The following is a 25,729-nucleotide window of genomic DNA, read 5'->3' on the forward strand; positions in this document are numbered from 1 at the left end:
CAGTTGACGATAGCCGTATTATCACTGATGGCAGTGACTTTTTCAGAGCTTCCTTAGTATTTAGAATACTCTTACATGAAAAGCTTCCTTTTAGACGAATAAAATCACGATCTCTGTGCTTTGAATGAAAAATTATCGTGTAATGAACTTATAAAATAATACTTTAGTCCTTTATGCTAAAGATTTATTTTTCACTGTAATACAAATTCAAGGACGGTTCATTCTTCTGATCCAAGGGGGCTCATAGGTTTTTTCGATTAAATCCTGTGCTGTTATATAGTAGCTTTTATTTGCAGCTGTTTTCGCGCGAGGGCGGAGAGGTTAGATGTGTTGGGAATCTAGCCACTTTGGATTGTTCTGTCATCAACGGTCATGCGGTATTACCATTAGTCCAACTCTGGGGGTGTACGGTTTAAATCATGCTATTGCACTCACAACGTCTCTAGAATACTCCGCGTCTTATCTCCGATCTGGTGTGCCCAAGGTTTGCGGATGCTGTGTGACTAGTTACTTCGTCTGGTTTCCGTTGACAAACACGGTGCTATTGTCAGTTTTCGATTCGTGTTTCTTACCACCCCATACTCGTTAATGTACTTCCAAGTTCCCGGCGACCGGCCATCGAAAGATAACGACATCTACAGTGTCATTTATTGGTCGCACATTACCCAATGTGAAAAAAGTTGGATTCCCCGTAAGCCTGCGTTTTGAAAATGTGCCTCACCAATGAGTGTGACAACTAAATAACGGCTAAATTTCTGTTTTTTATCGTTACATAGGCATTTTTGCAGTCTTGACTCATTGATCGGTTGGGTATAGGTAACAACCCGATAAGTATTGGAATCAGTGAACCCGAGCAGTAACACTCACCTGCACTGTTATTGCTCTGCGGGTAAAATGATCATGTCGCAAACCACCGTGGCCGTTGAACAAACGCCCTACGCTGAAGCTTCTGCTTTCAAACCAATCTCGCTCGTCATGGGCATTGTCATTGGCTTGGGTGTTTTCTTCCTTTTACCCGAAACGCTAGCCTTCAACGCTCGTCTTGTAGCAGGCATTGCTATGCTGATGGCCACCTGGTGGATGACAGAGGCGATTCCCATTCCTGTCACGTCGCTGTTGCCGCTTGTACTGTTCCCTTTTTTCGATATTGCCTCGGTCGGAGCGACCGCCTCGCCCTATGCTCACAGCATTGTCTTTCTAGTATTGGGTGGCGTACTGCTGGGCTTGGCAACGCAGCGCTGGAATTTACATCGTCGCTTCGCGTTACTGACGGTGCTCACCGTGGGTACTAAACCCGCTCAAATTGTCTTCGGTCTGATGTTCGCAAGCTGGTTCATCACCATGTGGGTGAGCAATACAGCAACCGCAGTGATTATGGTGCCAATCGGTGTCTCGATCATTGCGTTAGTGAAGTCGCTGGGTAACGGTGATGACACGCCCAAGTTTTCTGCTGCTGTGCTACTGGGCATCGCCTATGCCATCACCATCGGCTCCATGGCGACGCTGATCGGTCAGCCACCGATGGCGCTAATGCGCGCCTACATGGAAGACACTCACGGGCTTAGCATCGGTTTTGGTCACTGGATGCTGGTAGGTGTGCCTTTCTCATTCACTATGCTGATGCTGGCTTGGCTAGTCCTGAACAAACTGGTGTTCCGCTCGGAAGTTGAGAATATTCAGGGAGGCCGAGCGATGATAGAGACAGAACTCAAGGGTATGGGCCGACTATCGCCTGAAGAATCACGTGTATTGATGGTCTTTGCTGGGGCAGTGTTCTGCTGGGTATTTTTGCCATTAATCGCGCAATTTCCATTTGTGCAGAATGCGCTGCCTTGGCTCTCCAACATCAACGACACCAGCGTGGCGATTCTCGCGGCAATTCTAATGTTTGTAATTCCTGCTTCTAGAGGAAAAGGGGCATTGCTGGCGTGGTCGGCTACGCGGGACGTGCCTTGGGGAGTACTGATTCTATTTGGTGGTGGCCTAACACTTTCAGCCCAGTTCACCGCCACCGGTTTAAGCGCCTGGGTTGGCGAGAGCGTATCGGGATTGTCGGGACTGCCCCTAATTTTGATTCTAGCCATCACCGCTATCGTGATTATCCTATTGACCGAGCTAACCAGCAATACGGCGACGGCAGCTGCCTTCTTCCCCATCATGGGATCTATCGCCGTTGGGCTGGGCATTGAGCCCTTCCTGATGACCATCGTGGTTACCTTTGCCGTGAGCTGCGCCTTCATGTTGCCAGTCGCAACACCTTCCAACGCGGTGGCTTTCGCAACAGGGGATCTTCCCATCAAAAGCATGATTCGGGCAGGTATTTGGCTCAATGTCATCGGTTTGTTAGTGATCATGGTCGCGCTCTACACCATTGTTCCTCTGGTTTTCGATGTCTCTTTCTAAAATATGACGAACAACATCATTGGCAGTGATTTCGATTTGACGCTAATCAGTATCCAGTCTATTTTGTTCGCAATGCAAATTTATGTTCGCAATAAGAACAGAGAGAGGTGTTTATGTCTCAACCCTGCATTATTTGCGTCGCTATTACCGGCAGTCTGCCGCGTAAAGAGAACAATCCAGCCGTGCCGATTACGGTGGATGAGCAGATTGAAAGCACCCAGGCGGCGTTCGAAGCAGGAGCTGTCATTGCTCACTGCCACGTGCGCAACGATGATCAAACACCTTCCTCCGATCCCGAGAAGTTTGGTCGTTTGATGGAAGGGCTCAAGAAGCATTGCCCTGGTATGATCATTCAATTCTCAACTGGCGGGCGTTCCGGCGCAGGGGAGGCACGTGGCGGGATGTTGCCATTGAAACCTGATATGGCCAGCCTGTCGGTGGGGTCCAACAATTTCCCTAATCGTGTTTACGAGAATCCGCCGCAGTTGGTGGAGTGGCTTGCAGAGGAAATGCTCAAGTACGGTATTAAGCCCGAAATTGAAGCGTTTGATCTGTCGCATATCCATCAAGCGGTGGCGCTTTCCAAACAAGGCAAGCTAAAGACACCGCTCTATGTGCAGTTTGTGATGGGCGTTAAGAATTCAATGCCAGCGGATAAGCCAACGTTTGATTTCTATATCGAGACGCTCAAGCGCTTGGCGCCAGAGGCTCAGTGGTGCGGTGCGGGTATTGGCGCCAATCAATACCTGCTTAACGAGTGGTCGATTGCGGCTGGCGGTCATACCCGTACCGGTCTTGAAGATAACGTTCGCCTGAATAGCAAAACGCTGGCACCCTCTAATGCCGCGCTGGTCGCGCGTACCGTCGCCTTATGCGAAAAATATCAGCGCCCCGTGGCTACGTGGCAGCAGGCCCGTGAGATGCTTGGGTTATAAACAGTACAAAAATAGCAATTAATAAGCAGGAGTAAAAAGATGACGAATATCACTGTTGTGGGCGATGCACCCGAGATCGATGAGATCAAACGGGTTGTGCAGCTATATGTGGATGGCTTTCAAGGCGGTCGAGAAAAGCTGGAGGAGGCGTTTCATAAGGATGCGTGGATTTTTGCTGTGGATGCTGGTGGCAAGTTGGCGACTGACTTGATCAGCGACCGTTTCGAGCGCTGGGCGGCTAGCCACCGTAAAGTGAAGAGCCGCTTTATTGCCGTCACCCAGGCGGGAGAAGTCGCCAGCGTACTGCTAGGCTTTGATAATAGCGACAATCTGGCGGATTCCTGGGTCGATGTGATTGCCCTGGTGAAGGTCGACGGCATCTGGAAAATTACCAATAAAACGGCAGCCCATAGCACCCGCGCCGCGTGGGCGAAGCCGAACTCCTAGGCGTTAATGACCTCTATTCAGAGAACAGAGAAAACATCAGCCCACGCAGCCAGCGGTTGCCTGGGTCTTGATGAAAGCGACGGTGCCAGAAAAGATTAATCGGGATTTCTGGGAACGTTAGGGGATGCTCACGAATGGCTAACCCGAAACGTGTTCGCGTTGCCTCGGCTAATTTATCGGTAACCGTCACCACTAGATCGCTGCTGCTGACGATATAGGGAACCGCTGCGAAATGCGGCAGTGTTAACCGAACTGGGCGCACAACCCCAGCGTGCGCAAGCTGCTCTTCGATAATGCCATGCCCGGTTCCCCGGGCAACCACCACAGCGTGATGCGCTGTGCGAAACGCCTCAAGGCTAAACTCCTCCGCAGCGAGCGGGTGATGCTCGCGCATTAAGCAAACGTAGCGTTGTACAAACAGTCGCTGCTGGTAGAAGCCTGCTCCTAGTTGCGGGATCAGGCCAACGGCCAAATCTATCTCCCCCTCCTCCATCTCGTTTTTTAGGTCATTATGGTGGCTGCGCACGGTGTTGAGTGAAACCCCCGGTGCGTGGTGTGAGAGATGTTGCAGCAGACGCGGGAGAAACACTATTTCACCGATATCGGTCATGTTGATATGGAAAGTGCGCTCACTCTTAGCGGGGTTAAAATCGTCGCATAGGTTCAGCGTGTCGTTCATTCGTGCCAGCGCATCCGCAATGCCGGGGTGAAGTCGACTGGCACGGGGCGTAGGTTGCAGACCTTGCGACGTGCGCTCGAAAAGTTCGTCCTCCAGCAAGTGGCGTAAACGTTTCAGTGCATGGCTCACCGCCGGCTGGGTGATACCCAAGCGCAGCGCCACCCGTTGTGTATTTTGTTCTTGGTACAACAAGTCAAAAACAACCAGCAAATTCAGGTCAATGTTGGCAAGTTTCTCCATCACCTTGCGCCTCGCAATGTATTCCACAATAGTCGAATGTAGCCGTCAGAGAGGTTTTTAACTGGTTGATTCATCTTGTCATTAGCGCCGTTTATAGTCTGAATGAAGGAAGTTGTGTGGTGGCATTTGACGCTTCCGAATAGCGTTAGGGGGAGAGCATAGCGCTCAACATATAACGATAAGCCCCTGAGCAGAGTTAAATCATGGTAGCTAACAGCACAGTAGCAAATACACAGCCAAAACGTCTTTTGATTGGCATCATCGGTGGTGGTATCGGAGGAGTCGCCTTCGCCGTTGCATTATCCCGTGATAGCCAGCTTGATGTTCAGCTTTTCGAAGCGGCTCCTCAGTTCTCCGAGATTGGTGCGGGTGTCTCCTTTGGCCCCAATGCGGTAAAAGCCATTCAGCTATTGGGGTTGGAAAACGCTTATCAACGTATTGCCGACTCCTCGCCCGCTCCCTTTGAGGATGTTTGGTTCGAGTGGCGCCGAGGCAGTGATGATACCTACTTAACTGCCAGCCTGGCGCCAGGCGTTGGCCAATCCTCGGTGCATCGTGCCGATTTTCTTGATGCGATTGTCGCCAATCTGCCTGAGGGCATCGCCCACTTCGGCAAACGCTGTATAGGCGTTAAGCAAGACGCCGACAGCGCCACCGCCAGCTTCGACGATGGCACTCACTTTACGGGTGATGTGATCATCGGCTTTGACGGCATTAAGTCGGCGGTGCGCCCCCATGTGTTACCCCCGGAGCAGTACGGCGAAATTACGCCGTTCTGGAGTGGCACTTACGCTTATCGCGGCATGATTCCCACCAGGGACCTAGAGATTGCTCTAGAGGCTAAAGGCAGCGAGAAGCGCCTAGCATTGGTGCCTCAGATGTATCTTGGCAAAGATCGCCATATTCTGACCTTCCCGGTTAAGCAGTCTCAACTCGTTAACGTCGTGGCCTTCATTACGGATCGTTCGAAACCGAACCCTAAACTGCCCGAAGGCGAAGAGTGGGTTCAAGCCGTCAGCCAGGCGGAAATGCTAGACGTATTTGCAGGTTGGAGCCCGGCTTGCCAAGCCATTCTTGAATGCATTCCTGAGCCAACGCGCTGGGCGCTGCATGAGTTACCTGAGCTTGCCCGCTACCAGCGCGACCGCGTACTGATCGTGGGCGACGCTGCCCATGCGTTAGTGCCTCACCAGGGGGCGGGAGCCGGTCAGGCGCTGGAGGATGCCTATGTGCTGGCGACTCTGCTGGCGGATGCCAGTTGCCGTAGCCACAACGTAAGCACTGTGTTGTCTGCCTTCGAACAAGTACGCCATAGCCGTAGCTGCAAAGTGCAGCGTACCTCCCATGAGGCGGGCGATGTCTACGAATATGCAGGAGAGGGCATCGGCGACGATGAAGCCGAGCTAATTAACAATCTGGAGAGCCGCTTCGAGTGGCTGTGGAATCATGACCCACACGAGGATGTGATTGCCGCTAAAAATAGCTTGAAGTTTGAAGCAAGCGAGAACTGGGGGTAAACCAAAAGCTGCCCATTTAAAGCAATAACTTCTTTTATAAAGACGAACTACAACAAAGAGTGCAACGATGAAAACAAATAATACAACACTGACGTCGTTACTTGGAGCAGGCTTTTTGCTGGCAGGGCAACTTGCGATGGCTGAAGATGGCGAGCCTGTAAAGCTGGGGTTAATGTTGCCCTATACGGGTACCTACACGGCACTGGGCGAGGCTATTACCAATGGTTTGAAACTCGCTATTGAGCAAAATAGTGGACAGCTTGGAGGGCGTGAAGTCGAGTATGTCCAGCTTGACTCCGAGGCCAATCCCTCCAAGGCCCCCCAGAATATGAGCCGATTAGTGAACAGTGACGAGGTCGACGTTGTTATTGGCCCTGTCCACTCAGGTGTGGCCATGGGGATGCTCCGCGTGGCCAAGCAAACCGGCGCTATTACCATTATTCCCAATGCTGGTTTGGGGGCAGCAACGAACGAACTTTGCATGCCCAATGTCTTTCGTACTTCACATAACATGTGGCAGGACAGTTACCCCATGGGGAAAGTAGCCTATGATCGCGGCCACCGTGAGATGGTAACGATTACCTGGGATTATGCCGGTGGTAAAGAGGATATTGCTGCTTTTGAGGAAGCGTTTACGGAAGCCGGTGGTGAGATTATTGAGCAAATTCTGGTTCCTTTTCCCAGTACTGAGTTTCAAAGTTATTTGACGCAAATAGCCAGCCTCAATCCCGACGCGGTTTATACGTTCTTCGCGGGTGGAGGGGGTGTCAGCTTTGTACGTGACTACGCTGCAGCCGGACTTAAGGAAAATATTCCCCTGTTGGGCTCTGGCTTTATGACCGAAGGTAATTTGGCAGCATTAGGGGGCGCGGGCGAGGGGGTGTTAACGACGCTACACTACGCTGAAACGCTGGAGAGTGAAGAAAATCAGAGCTTCGTAGCTGCTTATCAAGAGGCTTACGGTGAGATGCCTGATGCTTATGCCGTGCATGGTTATGACACGGGTGCCATGCTCATACAAGCGCTTGATGCAGTCGAAGGTGATTCCACTGACCGCGATGCACTCATTGACGCACTCGCTGCCGTTGAGCTGCAGAGCCCACGTGGACCATTACGCTTCTCCAAGTCCCACCACCCGATACAAAATATCTACCTACGTGAGATCCGCGATGGTCGGCACGAAGTATTATCGGTAGCGCATGAGCTACTCGAGTCACCCGATGCTGATTGCCAGATGTAAGTGAGTTTTTAGAGAGTTAGCGCTTATTATTGTTGGCAGTACGACTAAATCGTGTGATTAGCGTCGTGCTGCCTTCCTGTGCTTTACGCCTCATGTCTCAATGATGTGTCTTATTCTTTTGTCGTAAAAGAAACACCACTCAGCTGGCTTTGGCGTATGGAAAGTGTGCCATCACGTTAATAGTTAGTCGCAGATATTATCTACTCACCGTGTTGCTATGCCTTACCCATCATTACGTGTCTCATTTATGGGAAAACCGCCGTTAAAACGCCACCATATTTATCAATCTATTGATTAATAAAGAAAATTAAAGAAGATGAGTAGGGCTAAAGAAGCGGAGCAGAGGACGAGTTGGTTAAATAAAAATAGTTGCCCGTTAAAAAACAGGCAGTCATCTCCCTATGTTGATACCTCCTCGGTATGGCTAAGCACCTAAACAATATTGGTTCCCTCTTCCTCACGCAATCAAACTGACATCAAGTCAACGATTGCCAGACGCTGGAGCCTGCATGTCAACCGTCATCCAACATATTGAGACGTTGCTGGTCGACCTACCGACCATCCGTCCTCACAAACTCTCCATGACCACCATGGCCTGCCAAACTATGGTGATTGTGCGCATGCGCCACTCTGACGGTATCGAAGGGCTGGGCGAAGGCACCACCATTGGCGGCCTGGCCTACGGCCCAGAAAGCCCGGAGAGCATTAAACGCAATATTGATACTTATCTAGCTCCCCTGCTGGTCGGCCAGCCCTCCAACAATGTCCACCAGTTGCGTGCTCGGCTTAACCGCCATGCTCGCGGCAATATGATTGCCAAATCTGCATTAGAAACGGCGCTGTTGGATGCTCAGGGCAAACGCTTGGGATTGAGCGTCGCCGAGCTGCTGGGCGGCGTACGTCAGGATCACTTGCCCGTGCTGTGGACGCTAGCCAGCGGTGATACCGCCAAAGATATTGATGAGGCCATGCTGCGTTTAGAACAGCGTCGGCACTGCGACTTCAAGTTAAAAATTGGTGCTAACCCGGTGGATCAGGACGTGCGCCATGTGGCGGCGATCAAGGAAGCGCTGGGCGATCGAGCCAGCGTGCGAGTTGATGTTAATCAGGCGTGGGATGAATCCACCGCCGTTCGCGGTATTCAGGTGCTACAGGATGCTGGCATTGAGTTAATTGAGCAGCCCATTGGCGCGCGTGAACATGCCGGCCTAGTTCGCTTGGCTAACCGCTTCAATGTGCCGATGCTCGCCGATGAGGCGGTGCAAGATGCCCGCGACGGGCTTGATCTAGTATGCGGCGGCTTCAGTGGTGCCTTTGCGCTAAAGATCGCCAAATCCGGCGGTATTTACGGGGTACTTGAGCTGGCTCACGTCGCCCAAGCGGCTGGCATTGGCTTATATGGCGGCACCCTGCTGGAAGGCACTATCGGTACGGCTGCCTCTCTACACGCCTGGGCAACGCTGCCAGCAATGGCCTGGGGCACGGAAATGTTCGGCCCGCTGCTGTTGCAAGACGACATCGTCGTTACCCCTCTCAACTACACCGAGTTTGGAGTGGAGTTACCGAAAGGGGCTGGCCTCGGCATCACCCTAGATGAAGATAAGTTGGCGCACTACTCACGTAAGTAACAGTCACGTAAGTGAACGTCTCGTAAGTAAACGCCACGGCAAAGAAAAGCCATCGTTTGCGTTCGCCAGTAAAGAAAGAGGAGAGCCATATGCTATTTCACGTAGAGATGACCGTTAAGTTGCCGCCTGACATGCCAGCCGAGCAGGCAGCCAAGATCAAGGCAACGGAAAAGGCGTATTCCCAAGACCTACAGCGTCAGGGTAAATGGCGCCATTTGTGGCGGGTAGCGGGTAGCTACTCAAACGTCAGTATTTTTGACGTGGAAGACAACGCTGAGCTGCAGGAACTCGTCAGTAACCTGCCGCTATTCCCCTATATGGAGATCAGCGTCAAACCGCTGTGCCGTCACCCCTCTTCAGTGCGCGACGACGACAGCTAATTATCGATAGACACGCCAGTTCTTTTTATAAAACAAAAGCCTATAAAAATAGAGGTTTTCATCATGACCGTAAAGATATTCGACACCCCCGAAGTGCAAGAGTTTGTCAAAACCGTTGCTGGCTTTGATCAGGCAGGCGGCAATGACCGTACAAGAAGACCGACAGCTTCTTCGGCACGTGCTTCTACACCCTGGATGTGTCGGGCGAGACCCCACTGATCACAAGAAAAGTCGTGCAGCTGAATAACGACTATATCCATCAAGTTATCGACGTATACCACGTGTAATCGAAAGAGATAAGACAGGGACGTCACTTACTGCGGTACACATCTTGCTAATAACCACCCAAGAACCACCAACAACAACTCAACCCTGGTGAAAATATAATGAAAACATTTAAAAAGACCTCTCTTGCCACGCTTCTAAGCGCTACTGCCATGCTGTCAGCAGGCAGTGCCATCGCCAATGAAGATCCGGTGAAGCTCGGTTTGATGCTCCCTTACTCAGGTACCTATACGGCACTTGGAGAAGCCATTACTAACGGCCTAAAGCTTGCCATTGAACAAGAGGGCGGTCAGCTAGGCGGTCGTGATGTGGAGTACGTTGAGCTTGATTCAGAGGCTGACCCCTCCAAAGCACCTCAGAACATGAGTCGTCTAGTTAATGGAGACGGTGTTGACTTCGTCATTGGGCCCGTACACTCCGGCGTTGCCATGGGCATGCTGCGCGTGGCTAAGCAGACGGGTGCGATTACGATCATTCCCAACGCGGGGCTGGGTGCCGCTACTAATGAGCTGTGCATGCCTAACGTCTTCCGCACTTCCTTCAGTATGTGGCAAGACAGCTACCCCATGGGCAAAGTGGCCTATGAGCAAGGTCATCGTAAGATTGTCACTATTACCTGGGACTACGCGGGCGGCAAAGAGGATCTGGCCGGTTTCGAGGAGGCGTTTACCGCTGAGGGCGGTGAGATTATCGAGCAGATTTTAGTTCCGTTTCCCAGTACTGAGTTTCAGAGTTATTTGACGCAAATTGCCAGTCTTGAGCCGGATGCTGTCTACACCTTCTTTGCTGGCGGCGGCGGTGTTAGCTTCGTTACCGATTACGCTGCAGCAGGGCTCAAAGAGTCGATCCCTCTTTATGGTTCTGGCTTCCTTACTGAGGGTAATTTAGAGGCCCTGGGCGATGCCGGAGAAGGCGTTATGACCACGCTGCACTACGCCGAAACCCTCGAAAATGATGCCAACCAGGCCTTCGTTTCAGCCTACGAAAATGCCTACGGTGAACTGCCGGATACCTACGCGGTACAGGGGTATGACACAGGCATGATGCTGGTTCAGGCGCTTTCAGTACTGGGTGGCGATACCTCAAATCAGGAGCGCTTGATTGAGGTATTGGCCAACGTCCATTTGGCGAGTCCACGGGGGCCCTTGAGCTTCTCAGACTCCCACCACCCCATTCAAAATGTTTATCTACGCGAGATTCGCGACGGTAAGCACGAAGTCTTACGTATGGCTTATGAGAATCTAGAAGTACCCGATGATGCCTGTCAGATGTAACCACATCGGTATGCATTCTGGGGCGGGCATGGCTCGCCCCTCACTCAGATTCTCGGAGGGATCTTATGGATCTCGCATTTTTCAGCGTACAGCTCCTTAACGGTCTGCAGTACGGCTTGCTGCTTTTTTTGATTGCCAGCGGTTTGACGTTGATTTTCGGCATCATGGGCATCATCAATCTGGCCCACGGCGCTATGTATATGATTGGTGCCTATTTGGTTTACGACCTTACCCTGCGCTTGGGTAATTTTTGGCTGGCTATTCTGGTGGCTATTCCTATCGCTATTGCATTGGGACTTATTATTGAGCGGCTGTTTCTGGATACGCTCTACAAGCGCGATCACCTATATCAAGTATTGCTAACCTTCGGTCTGATTTTAGTGCTCAACGAAGCACAGCGGATTATTTGGGGGGGCGATGTGCATCGTGTTGCGGTGCCTGCACCGTTCGATGCCAGTATTCAGTTGACTGATAACTTGCAGTACTCGGTGTACCGCCTCTTTGTGATGGGCGTCTGCCTGGCATTGGCTGGGGTGATCTATTGGGTGATGCGGCATACGCGGCTGGGCATCATCATCCGCGCCGGCGCGGTTAATCGCGACATGGTTGAAGGGCTGGGAATCAATGTCCGTACCCTGTTTACGCTGATTTTCAGCGTGGGTGTTGCGCTCACTGCCTTTGCGGGAATGATCGCCGCACCGCTCACCTCTATCGCGCCAGGCATGGGCGATAGCATTCTCATCACTTGCTTTGTCGTCGTCGTCATCGGCGGTATTGGTTCCATTAAAGGAGCCTTTTGGGGCGCCATCATTATTGGCATGGCCACCACTTTTGGGGCGGTACTCATCCCTAGCCTTGCCAGCATGGTGATCTACCTGATTATGGCGGCGGTATTGCTGGTGAAACCGCGCGGTCTTTTCGCGTGAGGAGAGTAAGAAATGTTACATAGATATCCCAAGCGCGTTGCGTTCATCATGCTGGTATTAACGGCGTTGGTGGCTGCTTTTCCTCTCTGGGGAGAAGCGGTATTCGGTAATCAGGCCAACTTCATGTTGGAGAAACTGACCCTGATGCTGATTCTGGCCCTGTTTGCCATGAGTCTGGATCTGCTGGTAGGCATTGTGGGCTTAGTCAGTCTGGGGCATGCGCTCTTCTTCGGTTTGGGGGCCTACACTCTAGCGTTAGCCAGCCCTGATTTTAGTCCAGCGTCAATGTGGTGGATGCTGCCACTTGTTATGGGCGTCTCAGCCTGTGTCGCGTTAATCGTCGGTGTGCTAGTGATCCGCACTAAAGGCATCTTCTTCATCATGACAACGCTGGCATTTGGCCAGATGCTTTACTACTTCATTAGTACATCCCAGTTTGCGGGAGGAACCGATGGTGTTTTTATTATGTTCCGACCGAGTTTGGCATTAGGGGAGCGTACGCTGGTAGATCTTGATAACCCTTACAGCTTCTTTTACTTCTGTTTAGGGATGCTGCTTCTCGGCTACTTCTTTCTACGCTGGCTCACTCGCTCCTACTTTGGTCAAGTGCTCGACGGTATTCATGACAACGAGCACCGAATGCAGGCCTTAGGCTATGCCACCAGCGGCTATAAACTGGTTGCCTTTGTTATCGCTGGGGTTATGGCAGCGATTGCTGGCATGTTAGCGGCGATGCAGTACGGCTTCGCTAATCCGGCTCAGCTGGGCTGGCACACCTCTGGCGAAGTGCTGATGATGCTGATTTTAGGCGGCATGGGCACCATCTTTGGCCCCATTTTAGGCGCTTTCGCCTACGAAATTTTGCTCTATGTTTACGAGCATGCCACGACGCACTGGCCGATACTCATGGGGCTGACCATTATCGTTGCCGTACTGGTGCTTCCTCGCGGGATTGCGGGCTTGATTGTAGCGCCGCCCTGGAAAAGCAAGCCTCAAACGACGACTAAAACCGTCGAAAATCCCAAAGTGTCTCCCTCCGTTCAACCCATTACCCACAATAAGGAGGGCTAAGCTATGCGCGATGAAGTCATTTTAGCCACGCATGGGTTGACTCGCCGATTTGGTGGTTTAGTGGCAGTCAACGACGTTGATTTTGACGTTAAATCTAATGAAATCCACGCTATTTTGGGTCCTAATGGCGCGGGTAAAAGTACGCTAATCAATCTGCTCTCTGGCGAGATCCCCCCTTCTGAAGGCCAGGTGCTCTATCGCGGTCAGCCGATCCAGGGTAAAAGCGCGCGCCAGATCGCCCGCATGGGCATTGGCCGCAGCCACCAGAAAACCAATATATTCCCACGCCTGAGTTGCCTGCAGAACTGTGAACTGGCGGCGCGTATTCATATGGGCGGCGTGTTTGGCAGTTGGCGTTCGCGCCAAACCGCGCGGCAGGTAAGCGAACGCGCTCAGGAGGTGCTGGATACCTGCCAATTGAACCACCGCGCTAATACAACCGCATCAGATATGAGCTATGGCGAACAGCGCCAGTTGCAGATCGCGATGGTATTGGCGACGGCGCCGACGCTGATGCTACTTGATGAGCCAATGGCGGGAATGGGGCGTGAAGAGACTGCTCAAGTCACCGAACTGCTCGCCAGCCTAACGGATCGCTACACGCTGGTGTTGATTGAGCACGATATGGACTCGGTCTTCCGCTTGGCTGATCGCATTACCGTCATGGTCGATGGCTGTGTGTTGGAGAGTGGCCCGACAGAGCAGATACGCACCAGCGAAAAGGTACGCGATGTCTACCTGGGGCGTCATGAAGAGGGGGCAACCGCATGAGCGCAGAGCAAACCAATACGCCATTAATAGATGCCCGGGGGCTACACACTTACTACGGTGAGAGCCATATTTTGCATGGGGTGGATTTGACCCTGATGCCTGGTGAGACGCTGAGTCTGCTGGGCCGCAACGGTATGGGCAAGACAACTACGTTGAAGTCGATACTGGGGTTTGTCCCACCGCGGCGCGGCGAGGTGTTTATTAAGGGTGTCTCGGCTACCAAGCGGCGCCCCTGGCAACTGATTCGCCAAGGGATCGGCTACGTGCCGGAGGGGCGCGGTATTTTTCCAGGCGTCAGTGTGCGTGAGCATTTGATTATGGCTGCACGTCCTAATGAGCGGGGGGAGTCTCCGTGGACGCTAGAGCGCGTTCTGGATACGTTCCCGCGGTTGGGCCAACGTATCAATCATGATGGCTCCTTTCTCTCAGGCGGCGAACAGCAGATGCTTTCTATTGGACGCGCGCTGACGACCAACCCCGATCTGATGATCCTTGATGAAGCGACCGAAGGTCTTGCACCGCTGATTCGCGATGAGATTTGGAAGATTATAGGTGAGATCAAAGCGACCGGCATTTCTACCATTATCGTCGATAAAAATATCGATAACCTTCTGAAGATAGCAGAAAAACACCTGCTACTGGTCAAGGGGGAAGTGGTCTATAGCGGTGATTCTCAGGGCCTAAAAGATAATCCTTCAATTCTTGAAACCCACCTCGGCGTTGCGTGATACAGCTCCGGCAAGCAGATGCTTGCCAGAAGAGACGTTGGCTACTCGTTAAATATACTGACACGGGGAAGTGTGTTGCATGCAATTTCACAAGCAATTGCAAAAGCTATCTCAAAAAGACCTATTGATGTCGATTCCGGCGATCGCAGCTGGATTTGTGGCAGTGCTGGTCTCTTATTCCGGTCCTCTCGCCATCTTTTTCCAGGCGGCCCAAAGTGCTGAAATATCGAATGCGATGATGACATCGTGGGTCTGGGCCATTTCTATCGGTGCAGCAGTCTCGGGTATTTTGTTAAGTCTATGGCTGAAGGTGCCGGTAGTGACCGCTTGGTCAGCGCCTGGCACGGCACTATTAGTGACCCTGTTCCCAGGGCTGTCACTCAATGAAGCGGTGGGGGCCTATTTGACTGCAGCTGTGATCATTTTTGTGATCGGTGTTACGGGCTCCTTTGACCGAATTATTCAGATGATTCCACCAGGCATTGCTAGCGCGATGATGGCGGGCATTCTCTTCCAGTTTGGTGTGGGCGTCTTCGTCTCATTGGAGAGCGTGCCAGCACTGGCGATTGGTATGATTATCGCTTATCTCGTCTTTAAGCGGTTCACTCCCCGCTACAGTCTGGTGCTGCTATTAGTGGTTGGCGTCATGTTGGCTGTCTTTTTAGAAGGTGCAAGTTTAGAAGGCGTTTCAGTCCAGCTTGCCGAACCACAGTTTATCCGCCCAGAGTGGACCTGGAATGCTACCTTGAGCCTTGCCATCCCGCTGGTACTCGTCAGTCTCACCGGTCAGTTTCTGCCGGGCATGGCGATCATGCGAAGTTCCGGATATAACACGGCGGCCAAGCCAATTGTAACCGTGGCGAGTTTAACTTCTTTTTTTACTGCCTTTTTTGGGGGTATTACCACGGTGATCGCAGCGATTACCGCGGCAATCTGTACCAGTAAGGAAGCTCACGAAGATCCTGGCAAGCGCTATGTAGCGGGGGTAGCGAACGGGGCTTTCTACCTGATTGGTGGCATCTTTGCGGGCACTATTGTGTCTCTATTCACCTCGTTGCCGGGGGAGTTTGTGGCGGTACTTGCGGGCCTAGCGTTGATTGGTGCTATTTCCAGCAACATTAGTGCGTTTGCTGCCGAAAAGAACCACCTGGAAGCCTCCGTCATTACGTTCATTGCTACAGCGTCGGGAGTCAGTTTTTTAGGACTGGGTTCTGCCTTTTGGGGGGTAATCGTTGGGGCACTTGCCTACAACCTACTGCATCGACGCTTTCGCTCGCTTGACCAGAAAACTCAAAAACAACAGTAGCTACTGTAGTGGTAGCCGGAGTGTAATCATGCAAAAGATCTTTGTGGCGATGGATGATAGTGAAGACTCCTTACGTGCTTTGGCATTTGGCCAGATATTTGCGGCGCAATTGGGAGCGGATGTAAACGTTATCTCAGTGGTGCCGATGCAGGGCGATATAGCAGCGCGGCGCTCTACGTTACAGGCGCGAATTGCGGCTCATCATCTGGAGGCGGTAACACTCGATGTGGTTGCACATGACAGTGCCAAGGAGTATCTCGGTGATCTTGCCAGCCAAGAAAGTAGCGGTCTATGCATGATGGCGCACGGTCGGCGGCCCGTGTCAGAAATGCTAATAGGTAGCGTAACGGCGGGAGTTGTTCGCCGAGCCCACCGCCCAGTTTATTTGTGTGGCCCACGTTATGACAGTCGTGCTCACCAGCAGGTCGATGTGTTAGCCGTTTGTGTCGATGGGTCTAAGCTATCCGAGCAAATTTTGCCTCATGTAGCAGCTTTATCGAAGCGTTTGGGGGCTCGTTTGCAACTGCTGCAAGTGATGGATACCTCCGTCGCCAGAAAATCAACAGCGTTAGGCCATACTGATGTGATGGAGTCAGCCTATCTAAACGCGCTGGCGCGCCGTGTCGAGAGTGAGCAAGCATTAGAAGTTGACTGGGAGGTGCTTCATGGCGACCCCGCGGACTCTATCGTCAGTTACCTGGCTGATAGCCATAATATAATGCTCGCAATGACAACCCATGGCCGCAGTGGCCTTTCGCAGGTGGTGGCAGGCAGTGTCAGCCATGAGGTGCTGCATGAAGCTTCTTGCCCTGTGGTTGTTCTGCGACCTTGAGTCACTGGCTTGCTGCAACTATGGGTAGCGCCCAGAGCGGCGATTTTCAACGAGTACTTCTAAAATAGCATTGGCTTCCTGCATTAGCGGGTAGGGTTTTTCGCCCCGCCGACGGCTGCAGATAACGGGTGATGTAATTGACTTATCGGCCAATGGCACATAGCAAATGCCATCCCGTCGAACGCGCTTAACCTGTTCAGGAACCAGCGTAATGCCAATACCTGAGGCGACAAGGCTGAGCGCCGTCTGAACCTCGTTTGCTTCCTGTACTACCTCTACCTTCAAGCCTTGGCGGCGGAAAATACCCAGCACCATATCTGCTAGGCTAGGGCGTGGCTTAGCGGGAAAGAGAATGAGTGGATAGCGGGCAAGCTCCTCGCAGGAAGGGGTAGTGCCCTCTAGTGGATGACCGCTCGAAAGGGCGGCAATCAATGGTTCATCGAAGAGAATCTCCTGCTCTACGTCGGGGTCATCAATACGTAAACGCCCGAAGCCCATGTCGATGCGACCCGCTTTGAGCGCCTGAATTTGTTGTACCGTCGTAAGCTCTGCCAGGGAGAGCTCGACATTATCCATGCGGCGCAAATCACGCACGAGCATTGGGAGCTGCCCGTAAAAAACGGACGGTACGAAGCCAATGCCGAACAGCGCACGCTTGCTACGCGCCATGTGTCGAGTGGCGTCGATGGTGACTTCTACTTTCTCTAATATCTGCAGAGCGTGCTGCTGAAAAAACACACCTGAAGGTGTTAGACGCAAGCCTCTAGAGCTTCGTTCAAACAGCTCAGCTCCCACCTCTTGTTCTAATTGTTTGATTTGGCGGGAAAGAGGTGGTTGAGACATATGCAATCGTTCAGCCGCACAGGTAAAGTTAAGCTCTTCAGCGACAACGCAGAAGTATCTCAGGTGGCGTAGTTCCATGATACCTCCAAGGTATGAGCGGCTACTTAAACAATATTGGCTTTGCCATTCGGTTGCTACCAAGCTGGCGATGCTCTTCACGAATTCAGACAACGTTTAAACCAGCTTAACCAAGCGCTACAACGCTACCAGCATTTAAACGTTTAAAAGCGAAATATCGACTACGACTTTAGTAATGAGCGGCAGAATAAAAGAGGGATAAACCAGTCATGTATGCGCGGATTTTAGTTCCTGTCGACGGCTCTGAGAGCGCTAAACAAGCTTTGAAGGTGGCTTGTAAGCTGCTGGATAGAGAAGGCTCAACACTCTACTTATTACATGTACCTGAAACGCTTGCCTATACGACCACACTGGTGTGGGGCATTGGTGCTATTGATGCAGGCACTACGCTTGCTGAACGCGAGAAGGTGGGTGAACAGCTACTGGCCCAGGCGGTGAGTTCCGCGCAGGCAGAGGGCGCTAAGCACATTGAAGAGTTGCTGACGCAAGGTGACCCAGCCCGCATCATTATAGAGGCTGCCAACGCCAATAATATCGATACCATTGTGATGGGAAGCCGAGGGTTAAGCGACTTGGCGGGGGTGGTGATTGGCAGCGTATCGCACAAAGTGGGCCATTCAGCCAAGTGTCCTGTGATTACGGTGAGTCAATAAAAAGCAACGTCGATATCTGCCCCACCTCTCCCGATATGGTTTTCAACCTGAATAAATTTACTTGCCGTCTAACACACCCTAGCCCATGCTTTTAGCAAGACGCTATAACCTAGGGTATTGGCTAAAATGAGACGTTAGGACGTTTGAACATGGCAAAATTCTTCCAGGAATTCCGAGAGTTTGCGGTAAAAGGCAACGTCGTCGATATGGCGGTGGGGATCATTATCGGTGGGGCGTTTACGCTGATTGTGCAGAGCCTGGTGGCGGATGTGATGAACCCGCTGATTGGCTTGTTGGTGGGCGGTGTGGATTTTTCCAATCTGTTTGTAGTGTTACGCCAAGGGGCGGTGGGCGGCCCTTATGCGACGCTGGCGGATGCCCAGGCGGCAGGGGCGGTAACGCTAAACCTCGGGCTTTTTATCAATGCGGTGGTCAGCTTTATGATTGTCGCCTTCGTGGTCTTCTTATTGGTACGCACCATTAACCGATTAAAGCGCGAAGAGGCGGTAGCGCCTGCGAACCCTACGGAGCAGCCGTGCCCTTACTGTTTGATGGTGGTGCCGATCAAAGCCACGCGCTGTGGCCACTGTACAGCAATGTTGGATCAGCCAGCGGAGGCTGAAACGCCGGTTGAAGTTACCTCTGCGCCACCGCAAATGCCACCCGCAAAACCTTGAGCCACTAAAAAGGGCGCCACTGCTGAAGAGGCGCCCTTTCACGTTATACCAGCAGCAACCCTAGGCGCTTTTCTTAATGGTTTTGCTGTCTTTTTGCTTACTGCCGGGCTTTTTGCTGTCGTTAGCATCGCTGGGTTGCGGCAGCGATGGCAGCGATTTGGCCAGCATTTCGACGCTGTGGCGATAGTAGAGCTGGCTCTTATTATGCTCGCCAAGGCTTGCATAGAGACGTGCAAGTTCAGCGCAAACTTCGCCATTGGGGCGCTGCCGCTGGCTGGCTTCAAAGTACTCCAACGCCTTTTGCCACTGGCCGGTGCGCAGCGAGAGGCGACCGCAGGCGAGCAGCAGCTCGGGGTCGTTGGGGCGCTCCTGCAGCCACTTCTCGGCTTTAACTAGTTGGCGACCGGCGTTCACATTCAGCAGGCCGTAGCGTTTTACCAAGCGTGCGTCCCAGTGGTGATCCAGCGAGTGGTTGAGCAAGCGCTCGGCAATGGGCTCTTCGTTGGCTTGAATCAGCGCTTCGCTGTACAGCACGATCAGCTCGGTGTTGCCGCGCAGGTAGTCGGGCATATCAGCCCAAAGGCCACGCACCCGCTCAATGTTGGTGGGGTTTTGCGCTTCAAACACGATCAGCTCGCGGTAGGCTTTAAACTCCAACTGCTCACGCTCTTGCTGGGTAATGAGCTTCTGCGCCGCCAAGCGTGGAATCAAACGCCGTAAGCCTTCCCAATCGTTGACGCTTAAATGCACCTGTTTGAGTAGCTTGAGCACCTGCGGGTGGTTGGAGAGCTTCTTATCCAGGCGATTAAGAATCGCCAGCGCTTCTTCCGGCTGCTGACGCTCAATCATCATTTGCGCCTGCATCAAGCCAACGGCCGTATCGGCTCCGTCGGTGGTTAGCTGCGCCTGATTCAGGTGCTCCTGGGATTTCACGTGGTGGCCCTGGTAATGGGCCGCCAGCGCTGCGGATAGGTAGTTGACCAGCGGTGTGCTGGAATCATCGGCGGCATTAACCAGGGTTTTTTCGGCTTTTTTCCAGCGCCCTTCGGTCAGTGCTACCAGGCCACGCACGGTGCGCTGCATGGCGCGACGGTTACGTGCGCGGCTGTTCCAGCTACGAAAACGCCCCATAGGGCGAATAATGCCGCTGAGCAAACGCAGTACAAAGTGTAGGACGATAAAGGCGGCAAACAGCAGCACCAGACCAAACCAAAACGATGTCTGGATGGATGAGTCGCCCACGCGGATTAGCCAATAGCCGGGCACCGACATCATCAGGTGCCCAAACAGGGCCCCGACGGCGAGGCCTGCGACAATGAGGAGAACAAGCTTTCTCATGAATCACCTCCGCTTTGGCCACGCGTCTTATAGCGGTTGTCGATAAAGCGTGCGAGCTCCTGCTGTGAAGCGCTGATATCGGGCAGCTCGGGTTTTACCTCTGCTTCCTTGAGCTCTTGAAGGCGCGTAATAACGCTTTGGGTCTCTTCACGAGTGGTGTCGTAGTAGTCGTTCAGCAGCTGTAGCGCTTTGTCGATGCTGGCGTCATAAAGCTCTTTCTCTTCGTTGAGCAGGGCCAACTGCGTCTGCTCCAGCACTAAGCGTAGACTTTGGCGTAGGTAAGACTCTTGCTCTGGGGTAATCAGCGCTTCCAGCGCTTCATCGTGATGGCGAACCACCACCAGGTCTTTGAGCTCTTCACCGAAGCGTGCCAGCTGGCGCTGGAAAGTGCCGGTCGGCGGCTGCTCGATGCTGGAGGTTACCGCTTGCTCCTCAATTTCTTGAGAGAGTCGCAGAGAGGAGATACGTTCCTGCTGGGCATTGAGCGCTAAGTAGAGGCCTGTACGGTCAACCTGGGGCACGGCATCCAGAGCGGCTAGCTCATTGGCGATCGCTGCGCGTACGGGCGTCAACGCCGGGTTGTCAGCATCTACTAGGCGCGCATCGGCGGTACGCAGCAGCGCAGCTGCGCCATCAACGTCGCCTTCCAGCTGTAAACGCTGATTGGCCAGACGCAGCAAGTAGGCTGCTTCGGCATGCAGCCACTCGCGCTCGTCGGTGTCCTGCTCTTGAGAGAGCTGATCCAGCACTTGGCCCAGGGTCTCATCGACGTCGCTGCGGTAGCTGTCAAATTCATCACGCAGGTCACCCAGTGTGCTTTGCAGCGCTTCATCGCGCTCGGCTTCGCCGCTATCAAGGCGTGACTCGAGGTCGCTAACCGTTTGCTGTGAGGCGCTCCCCTCAGCCTGCTGTGCGACTTCGTCGAGGCGCTGCTGCTGGCTCTCCAGGCGCTGCCAGCCCTGCCAGGCGACAAATGCCAAGGCAATTGCCAGGATAATCACCAGGGCAATTGCGAGGCCGCCGCTTTTACTGCCTCCGCTTTTGCCCCCATCGCTTTGGCCGTTACCGCTGCCTTTGTGGCCGGTGGGTGGCGTAGTGCCCGCCGATGACTTGCCGCTGGTCGGCTTTGACGAGGCGGCGCTTGACGATGGCGAACTAGAAGCCGACCCGCTTGAGGAAGATGGGCTGGGTTGAGCGGCACTCTGGGAAGGTGAGGCTGCGTTGCTGGATGTGGTATCTGCCGATTTAGCCGTGCTGGTAGCAGCGGTTGAACCCGCAGTGGGCGAGCCCTTTCCACGCCGCCGCGACCGGCTATTTTTAGCGCCACTCTGAGCAGGTGTTGTTGAGCTCGGCGGCGTGTTCGGCTTGCTGGGCTCAGTCGCGTCGGTCGTGGAAGCTGCTTTGTCGGTCGTTTTAGGGACGCCTTGAGAGGCATCGGAGGACGTCGGTTGTACATCGTCCTGATCGTTTACTTGTTTGCTCATGTGTCGCTAGCCCTTAGTAAGTTCCTTGATCGACATCGGCACCCTGTGGGTCGCAGGTCTCCAACGCCGCTATCAACGCAGCTGGCGTAGCTCCGGACGCCACCTTGAGGTCACAAAAACCCAGTATGCCAGCCAGTGTAGCCAAACGGCGACTGGAAACGATTAGCGGTTGGTTCAAGGCCGCCTGATTGCACCATTTTGCCAGATGTTCCAGCAGTTCGCTGCTGGTGACGATCAACGCCCGGTAATTACCTGAACAAAGGCGCGTTTGCAGAGCGGGTTCAAGGGGGTGAAACGTGCGTCGATACACCGCTACGCGAGTCACCTGCGCGCCCCGCTCAGCAAGCGTTTCAGCGAGCAGCGGGCGGCCACCTTCTCCCGCCACCAGTAGAATACGCTGGTGCCCTAACTGTTGAAGCGAGGCAAGCGCAAGCAGTGCTTCGCTGGTATCTTCACCTGCACTGGGCGCAGGCACATGCACACGTACGCCCAACTGATCATAAAGCGTTGCCGCGGTGGCGCTGCCAACGCTGTAGTAGTCAATGCCAATGGGCAGCTGTGGCCAGAAGCGATCCAGCGCTTCACTTAAGCAAGTGGCCGCAAAGGGGCTGATGACTATTATCTTATGGTACTGATCAATATCCAGCCAGATACGCCGCATTTCAGGGGTTTCTGGTAAGGCTTCGAGTTGCATCACGTTGAGTGATTCAACGCTCTCGCCTCGCTCGCGCAGAGCAGCAGCCAGTGCTTCACCTCGCTCGCCAGGGCGGCAGATCAGTACCGGTTGGCTCATATGGCGCGGCCGTAAACCTCAGCCAGAATATCGCCAGCGCCTTGGTCGAGCAGCTCTTCGGCAATACGAATGCCCAGCGCTTCGGGCTCATGCATCGAGCCACGGCCTTCGGCGCGAAGCACTTCGGTGCCCTCTGGGTTGCCCACTAAGCCGCGTAGCCAAAGGGTTTCATTTTCAATATCCAGCACCGCGTGGCCCGCAATAGGCACTTGGCAGCCGCCCTCTAAGCGCGTGTTCATGGCCCGTTCGGCGCGCACACGCGTCGCGGTGTCCGCGTCATCCAGCGGGGCTAGCAAGGCAATCAGCTCGGGGTCATGCAGGCGGCACTCAATGCCTAGGGCTCCTTGGCCGCAGGCGGGCAGGCACACCTCCGGCGGCAGTGCTTGGGCAATCCGCTCATCCAAGCCCAACCGCTTAAGGCCCGAGGTCGCCAGGATGATGGCGTCAAATTCTCCCGCGTCTAATTTACCTAGCCGCGTTTGTACGTTGCCGCGCAAGTTGAGAATTTGCAGGTCGGGGCGGGCTTCACGCATCTGCAGGCCACGGCGTAAGCTGGCGGTGCCAATTCGTGCCCCTTCGGGAAGCTCATCAATGCTAGAGTAGTGGTTGGATACAAACGCATCGGTAGGGTCGGCCCCCTCTAGGATGACCGATAGGCCCAGCCCTTCGGGGAAGAGCATGGGTACATCTTTCATCGAGTGGACGGCAATATCGGCACGGCCATCGAGCATGGCGTCTTCCAGCTCTTTAACGAACAGCCCTTTACCGCCAATTTTTGAAAGCGGTGTATCGAGAATTTTGTCGCCCTTGGTAGACAGAGCTACAAGCTCGACCTCAAGGCCGCTGTGAGCCGCCATTAAGCGGTCACGAACGTACTCAGCCTGCCACATGGCCAGTTGGCTTTTACGCGTGGCAATGCGCAGTTTGGTGATTGATAGCACGTTATTCTCCCTATACCGCAGACACGGCGAGTCAAGCTATGATAAGTGTCATCATAAAGCACCGAGCGCCACAGTAAAAATAACGGAACTGATTATGCTCCCGTAACGTGCTTTATCCGTCCCCCTAGGAAATTGTATGTCCTCAGTGTTACCCCGCGGCCAGCTTGACCAGTTTTTCCTGCTTTCACGGGATCTGTTCTGCTGTATCGACTTTAAAGGCACGCTGCTGCAAGTCAATCCAGCCTTCGAGACGCTGCTGGGATATACCTCTGAACAGTTGATCGGGCGTTCCTGTGGTGTCGTCATTAACCCCCTTGACCACCCGGTGATCGAACGGGCGTTACAGCGAGTGCATCAAGGCGAAAAGGTCATTCCTTTTGAGGTGCGCGCTGTTTCCGCAATCGGCAAGCAGCACTGGTTAGAAATTTCGCCGTCGTTGGGGGAGGACGTGATTTACGTAATCGCCCGGGTGATTACGCGGCGTAAAGCCAGCGAACAACAGCTAAAATTATTGGAGCGTAGCGTTGAATCAAGCACCAATGGTGTTCTTATTGTCGATGCTCAGAGCAGCGATCTGCCTCTGGTTTACGTCAACGCTGCCTTTGAGCGCATTACCGGCTATTCGCGCAACCAGGCACTGGGGCGTAACTGCCGTTTCCTACAGGGGGAAGAGACCGACCCCGCCACCGTCAAGCAGCTACAGGTAGGGATTGCCGAGCAGCGTGAAGTACACGTGGTCATCCGTAACTATCGGCATGACGGCACGGTTTTTTGGAACGACTTGCACATTTCACCTGTACGCGATGAGAACGGCCAAGTGACCCACTTTGTAGGCGTACAGAATGATATCTCTGAACAGCGCGAATATCAGGCTCAACTCGACCATAACGCCCATCACGACGCCTTGACCGGGCTGCCCAACCGCTTGTTACTTGGTCAGCGCTTGGAAGAGGGGGGCGTGATGGCGCGCCGCTACCATCGCTATATAGCCGTGCTGTTTATTGACCTGGACGATTTTAAGCCGATCAACGATACCTTGGGCCATGAAGTGGGCGACTTTATTCTGGTTGAAGTGGCCAGGCGGTTGGAGAATGAACTGCGCCCCTGGGACACCGTCGCGCGTTTTGGCAGCGATGAGTTTGTGGTGTTGTTGCCGGATCTAGCCCATCAGGACGATGTTATACAGGTGGTCGAGCGGGTTCTCCAGGGGCTTTCGCCGCCCTACTGGTACCGCGACAGCGAGCTGCGCATCACCGCCAGTATCGGGATTGCCATCAATGACGGCAGCATGGACAACCCCCGCCAGCTTATTCAGCAGGCGGATTTGGCAATGTATAAAGCCAAACGGCGCGGGCGCAATACCTACTACTGGTATACCGAAGACTTGAACCGCAAGGTGAGCGAACGGGTTAGCTTACGCAGCGCGCTACAGCAAGCCATTGAGCAGCAGTTCGAGCTTCATTACCAGCCGCAGATTCACGCGCCAAGCGGTCGCGTGGTGGGGGTTGAAGCGCTGATCCGCTGGCAGCACCCTGAGCGCGGCAATATCCCACCATCTGATTTTATTAGCCTTGCCGAGGATACTAGTCAGATCATTCCCATTAGCGAGTGGGTGTTGGCTACTGCCTGTCGCGATGCCCAGCAGCTCAATGGCCTGGGGTTAGGCGAGATCACCATGGCGGTCAATATTTCGCCTATGCAGTTTCAACGCCCTGGCTTCCTCACCTCCATTGAGCAGGTGCTGGCGAGCAGCGGTCTAACGCCAGCGTTGTTAGAGCTGGAGCTTACCGAGGGGGTGCTGATGGATAGCGCCGAACAAGCGATCCAGGCGTTAAAGAATTTGCGAGCGCTGGGAGTCCTGATTGCACTAGACGATTTTGGCACCGGCTTCTCTAGCCTAAGCTATTTAAAGCGGCTGCCGATTAATCGCATCAAGATTGACCGATCCTTTGTGCGCGATGTGATTTCAGACCGCCACGATGCCGCTATTATCGACGGCGTGGTCGCCATGGCGGGGAAAATGGGGCTCGAAGTGTTGATAGAAGGCGTAGAAACGGCAGAGCAGTTTGGCTACCTGCAGCAGCGTCACTGTGACTACTATCAGGGCTACTACTTTGCCCGCCCCATGTCCCTAAGTGCCCTGCACGCGTTTCTCCACAAACCACCTGCCGTCGTAACGTCACGCTCTTAGCCGCCACAGAAATAAAAACGGCGTGCCGCTGACCGTGGTGACTCTGGTACACTTTCTGCTAACGACTCC

General features: G+C 53.5%; 24 protein-coding genes. 18 read left to right on the forward strand and 6 right to left on the reverse strand.

Annotation, left to right across the window (positions count from 1 at the left end):
• The first annotated feature begins 900 nt into the window (after positions 1–900).
• The 3 genes from HALA3H3_RS08855 (at position 901) to HALA3H3_RS08865 (ending at position 3,785) form a co-directional block, all read left to right on the forward strand.
• The gene (locus HALA3H3_RS08855; protein ID WP_027958952.1) at positions 901–2,403 is read left to right on the forward strand and encodes an SLC13 family permease; all 1,503 of its coding nucleotides are present in this window, start codon (positions 901–903) and stop codon (positions 2,401–2,403) included.
• A 113-nt stretch (positions 2,404–2,516) separates the two neighbouring features.
• Positions 2,517–3,338 (forward strand): beta-keto acid cleavage family enzyme, encoded by an 822-nt coding sequence (locus HALA3H3_RS08860; RefSeq protein ID WP_022521198.1) that lies wholly within the window; start codon positions 2,517–2,519, stop codon positions 3,336–3,338.
• Positions 3,339–3,377: 39 nt separating this feature from the next.
• Positions 3,378–3,785: a nuclear transport factor 2 family protein gene (locus HALA3H3_RS08865; RefSeq protein ID WP_022521199.1), complete on the forward strand. Its 408-nt coding sequence runs from the start codon at positions 3,378–3,380 to the stop codon at positions 3,783–3,785.
• A gap of 13 nt (positions 3,786–3,798) precedes the next feature.
• On the opposite strand, the gene HALA3H3_RS08870 is transcribed toward HALA3H3_RS08865, so the two are convergent.
• Complete coding sequence (locus tag HALA3H3_RS08870) at positions 3,799–4,704, reverse strand: LysR family transcriptional regulator (protein ID WP_022521200.1); 906 nt, start codon at positions 4,702–4,704, stop codon at positions 3,799–3,801.
• Between the two features lie 203 nt (positions 4,705–4,907).
• Between HALA3H3_RS08870 and salA the strand changes: the two genes are divergently transcribed.
• The 12 genes from salA to HALA3H3_RS08925 all read left to right on the forward strand — a co-directional run bounded on the left by salA (position 4,908) and on the right by HALA3H3_RS08925 (position 16,662).
• A complete protein-coding gene (salA, locus tag HALA3H3_RS08875) occupies positions 4,908–6,221 on the forward strand; it encodes a salicylate 1-monooxygenase (RefSeq protein ID WP_022521201.1) in 1,314 nt (437 codons plus the stop codon).
• A gap of 67 nt (positions 6,222–6,288) precedes the next feature.
• Positions 6,289–7,461, forward strand: coding sequence for an ABC transporter substrate-binding protein (locus HALA3H3_RS08880; RefSeq protein WP_022521202.1), 1,173 nt, complete (start codon positions 6,289–6,291; stop codon positions 7,459–7,461).
• A gap of 509 nt (positions 7,462–7,970) precedes the next feature.
• Positions 7,971–9,089, forward strand: coding sequence for a muconate/chloromuconate family cycloisomerase (locus HALA3H3_RS08885; RefSeq protein ID WP_022521203.1), 1,119 nt, complete (start codon positions 7,971–7,973; stop codon positions 9,087–9,089).
• A gap of 89 nt (positions 9,090–9,178) precedes the next feature.
• Positions 9,179–9,469, forward strand: coding sequence for a muconolactone Delta-isomerase (gene catC / locus HALA3H3_RS08890; protein WP_022521204.1), 291 nt, complete (start codon positions 9,179–9,181; stop codon positions 9,467–9,469).
• Positions 9,470–9,532: 63 nt separating this feature from the next.
• Positions 9,533–9,688, forward strand: a complete 156-nt coding sequence (locus HALA3H3_RS27315) for a hypothetical protein (protein ID WP_238326073.1) — start codon at positions 9,533–9,535, stop codon at positions 9,686–9,688.
• 167 nt (positions 9,689–9,855) lie between these two features.
• Positions 9,856–11,028: an ABC transporter substrate-binding protein gene (locus HALA3H3_RS08895; protein WP_022521205.1), complete on the forward strand. Its 1,173-nt coding sequence runs from the start codon at positions 9,856–9,858 to the stop codon at positions 11,026–11,028.
• A gap of 65 nt (positions 11,029–11,093) precedes the next feature.
• Complete coding sequence (locus HALA3H3_RS08900) at positions 11,094–11,954, forward strand: branched-chain amino acid ABC transporter permease (RefSeq protein ID WP_022521206.1); 861 nt, start codon at positions 11,094–11,096, stop codon at positions 11,952–11,954.
• Positions 11,955–11,966: 12 nt separating this feature from the next.
• Entirely contained in the window at positions 11,967–13,025 is a 1,059-nt protein-coding gene (locus HALA3H3_RS08905; protein WP_022521207.1) for a branched-chain amino acid ABC transporter permease, read from the forward strand.
• 3 nt (positions 13,026–13,028) lie between these two features.
• Complete coding sequence (locus HALA3H3_RS08910; protein WP_022521208.1) at positions 13,029–13,796, forward strand: ABC transporter ATP-binding protein; 768 nt, start codon at positions 13,029–13,031, stop codon at positions 13,794–13,796.
• The gene (locus HALA3H3_RS08915) at positions 13,793–14,524 is read left to right on the forward strand and encodes an ABC transporter ATP-binding protein (protein ID WP_022521209.1); all 732 of its coding nucleotides are present in this window, start codon (positions 13,793–13,795) and stop codon (positions 14,522–14,524) included. The genes HALA3H3_RS08910 and HALA3H3_RS08915 overlap by 4 nt, the downstream gene beginning before the upstream one ends.
• Positions 14,525–14,603: 79 nt before the next feature.
• A complete protein-coding gene (locus tag HALA3H3_RS08920) occupies positions 14,604–15,830 on the forward strand; it encodes a benzoate/H(+) symporter BenE family transporter (protein WP_022521210.1) in 1,227 nt (408 codons plus the stop codon).
• A 28-nt stretch (positions 15,831–15,858) separates the two neighbouring features.
• Entirely contained in the window at positions 15,859–16,662 is an 804-nt protein-coding gene (locus HALA3H3_RS08925; protein WP_022521211.1) for a universal stress protein, read from the forward strand.
• An 18-nt stretch (positions 16,663–16,680) separates the two neighbouring features.
• Here the strand turns inward: HALA3H3_RS08925 and HALA3H3_RS08930 are convergent, their stop codons facing one another.
• Positions 16,681–17,583, reverse strand: coding sequence for a LysR family transcriptional regulator (locus tag HALA3H3_RS08930; protein ID WP_022521212.1), 903 nt, complete (start codon positions 17,581–17,583; stop codon positions 16,681–16,683).
• 209 nt (positions 17,584–17,792) lie between these two features.
• Here HALA3H3_RS08930 and HALA3H3_RS08935 point away from each other — a divergent pair, with 209 nt between their 5' ends.
• Both HALA3H3_RS08935 and mscL read left to right on the forward strand, forming a co-directional pair.
• Complete coding sequence (locus HALA3H3_RS08935; RefSeq protein ID WP_022521213.1) at positions 17,793–18,236, forward strand: universal stress protein; 444 nt, start codon at positions 17,793–17,795, stop codon at positions 18,234–18,236.
• A gap of 149 nt (positions 18,237–18,385) precedes the next feature.
• Complete coding sequence (gene mscL / locus HALA3H3_RS08940; protein ID WP_022521214.1) at positions 18,386–18,913, forward strand: large-conductance mechanosensitive channel protein MscL; 528 nt, start codon at positions 18,386–18,388, stop codon at positions 18,911–18,913.
• Between the two features lie 60 nt (positions 18,914–18,973).
• Here the strand turns inward: mscL and HALA3H3_RS08945 are convergent, their stop codons facing one another.
• The 4 genes from HALA3H3_RS08945 to hemC are packed head-to-tail and all read right to left on the reverse strand — an operon-like array spanning position 18,974 to position 23,469.
• The gene (locus tag HALA3H3_RS08945; protein WP_022521215.1) at positions 18,974–20,251 is read right to left on the reverse strand and encodes a heme biosynthesis HemY N-terminal domain-containing protein; all 1,278 of its coding nucleotides are present in this window, start codon (positions 20,249–20,251) and stop codon (positions 18,974–18,976) included.
• The gene (locus HALA3H3_RS08950; protein ID WP_022521216.1) at positions 20,248–21,735 is read right to left on the reverse strand and encodes a uroporphyrinogen-III C-methyltransferase; all 1,488 of its coding nucleotides are present in this window, start codon (positions 21,733–21,735) and stop codon (positions 20,248–20,250) included. Before HALA3H3_RS08950 ends, HALA3H3_RS08945 begins: the two co-directional genes overlap by 4 nt.
• A 13-nt stretch (positions 21,736–21,748) precedes the next feature.
• Complete coding sequence (locus HALA3H3_RS08955) at positions 21,749–22,528, reverse strand: uroporphyrinogen-III synthase (protein ID WP_022521217.1); 780 nt, start codon at positions 22,526–22,528, stop codon at positions 21,749–21,751.
• On the reverse strand, positions 22,525–23,469 hold the full coding sequence (gene hemC, locus HALA3H3_RS08960) for a hydroxymethylbilane synthase (RefSeq protein WP_009286232.1): 945 nt from the start codon (positions 23,467–23,469) through the stop codon (positions 22,525–22,527). Before hemC ends, HALA3H3_RS08955 begins: the two co-directional genes overlap by 4 nt.
• Positions 23,470–23,605: 136 nt before the next feature.
• On the opposite strand from hemC, the gene HALA3H3_RS08965 reads away from it, so the two are divergent.
• Entirely contained in the window at positions 23,606–25,660 is a 2,055-nt protein-coding gene (locus HALA3H3_RS08965; protein ID WP_022521218.1) for a sensor domain-containing protein, read from the forward strand.
• Positions 25,661–25,729: the final 69 nt, after the last annotated feature.

Source organism: Halomonas sp. A3H3 (genome assembly GCF_000982975.1).
Taxonomy (GTDB): Bacteria; Pseudomonadota; Gammaproteobacteria; order Pseudomonadales; family Halomonadaceae; genus Vreelandella; species Vreelandella titanicae.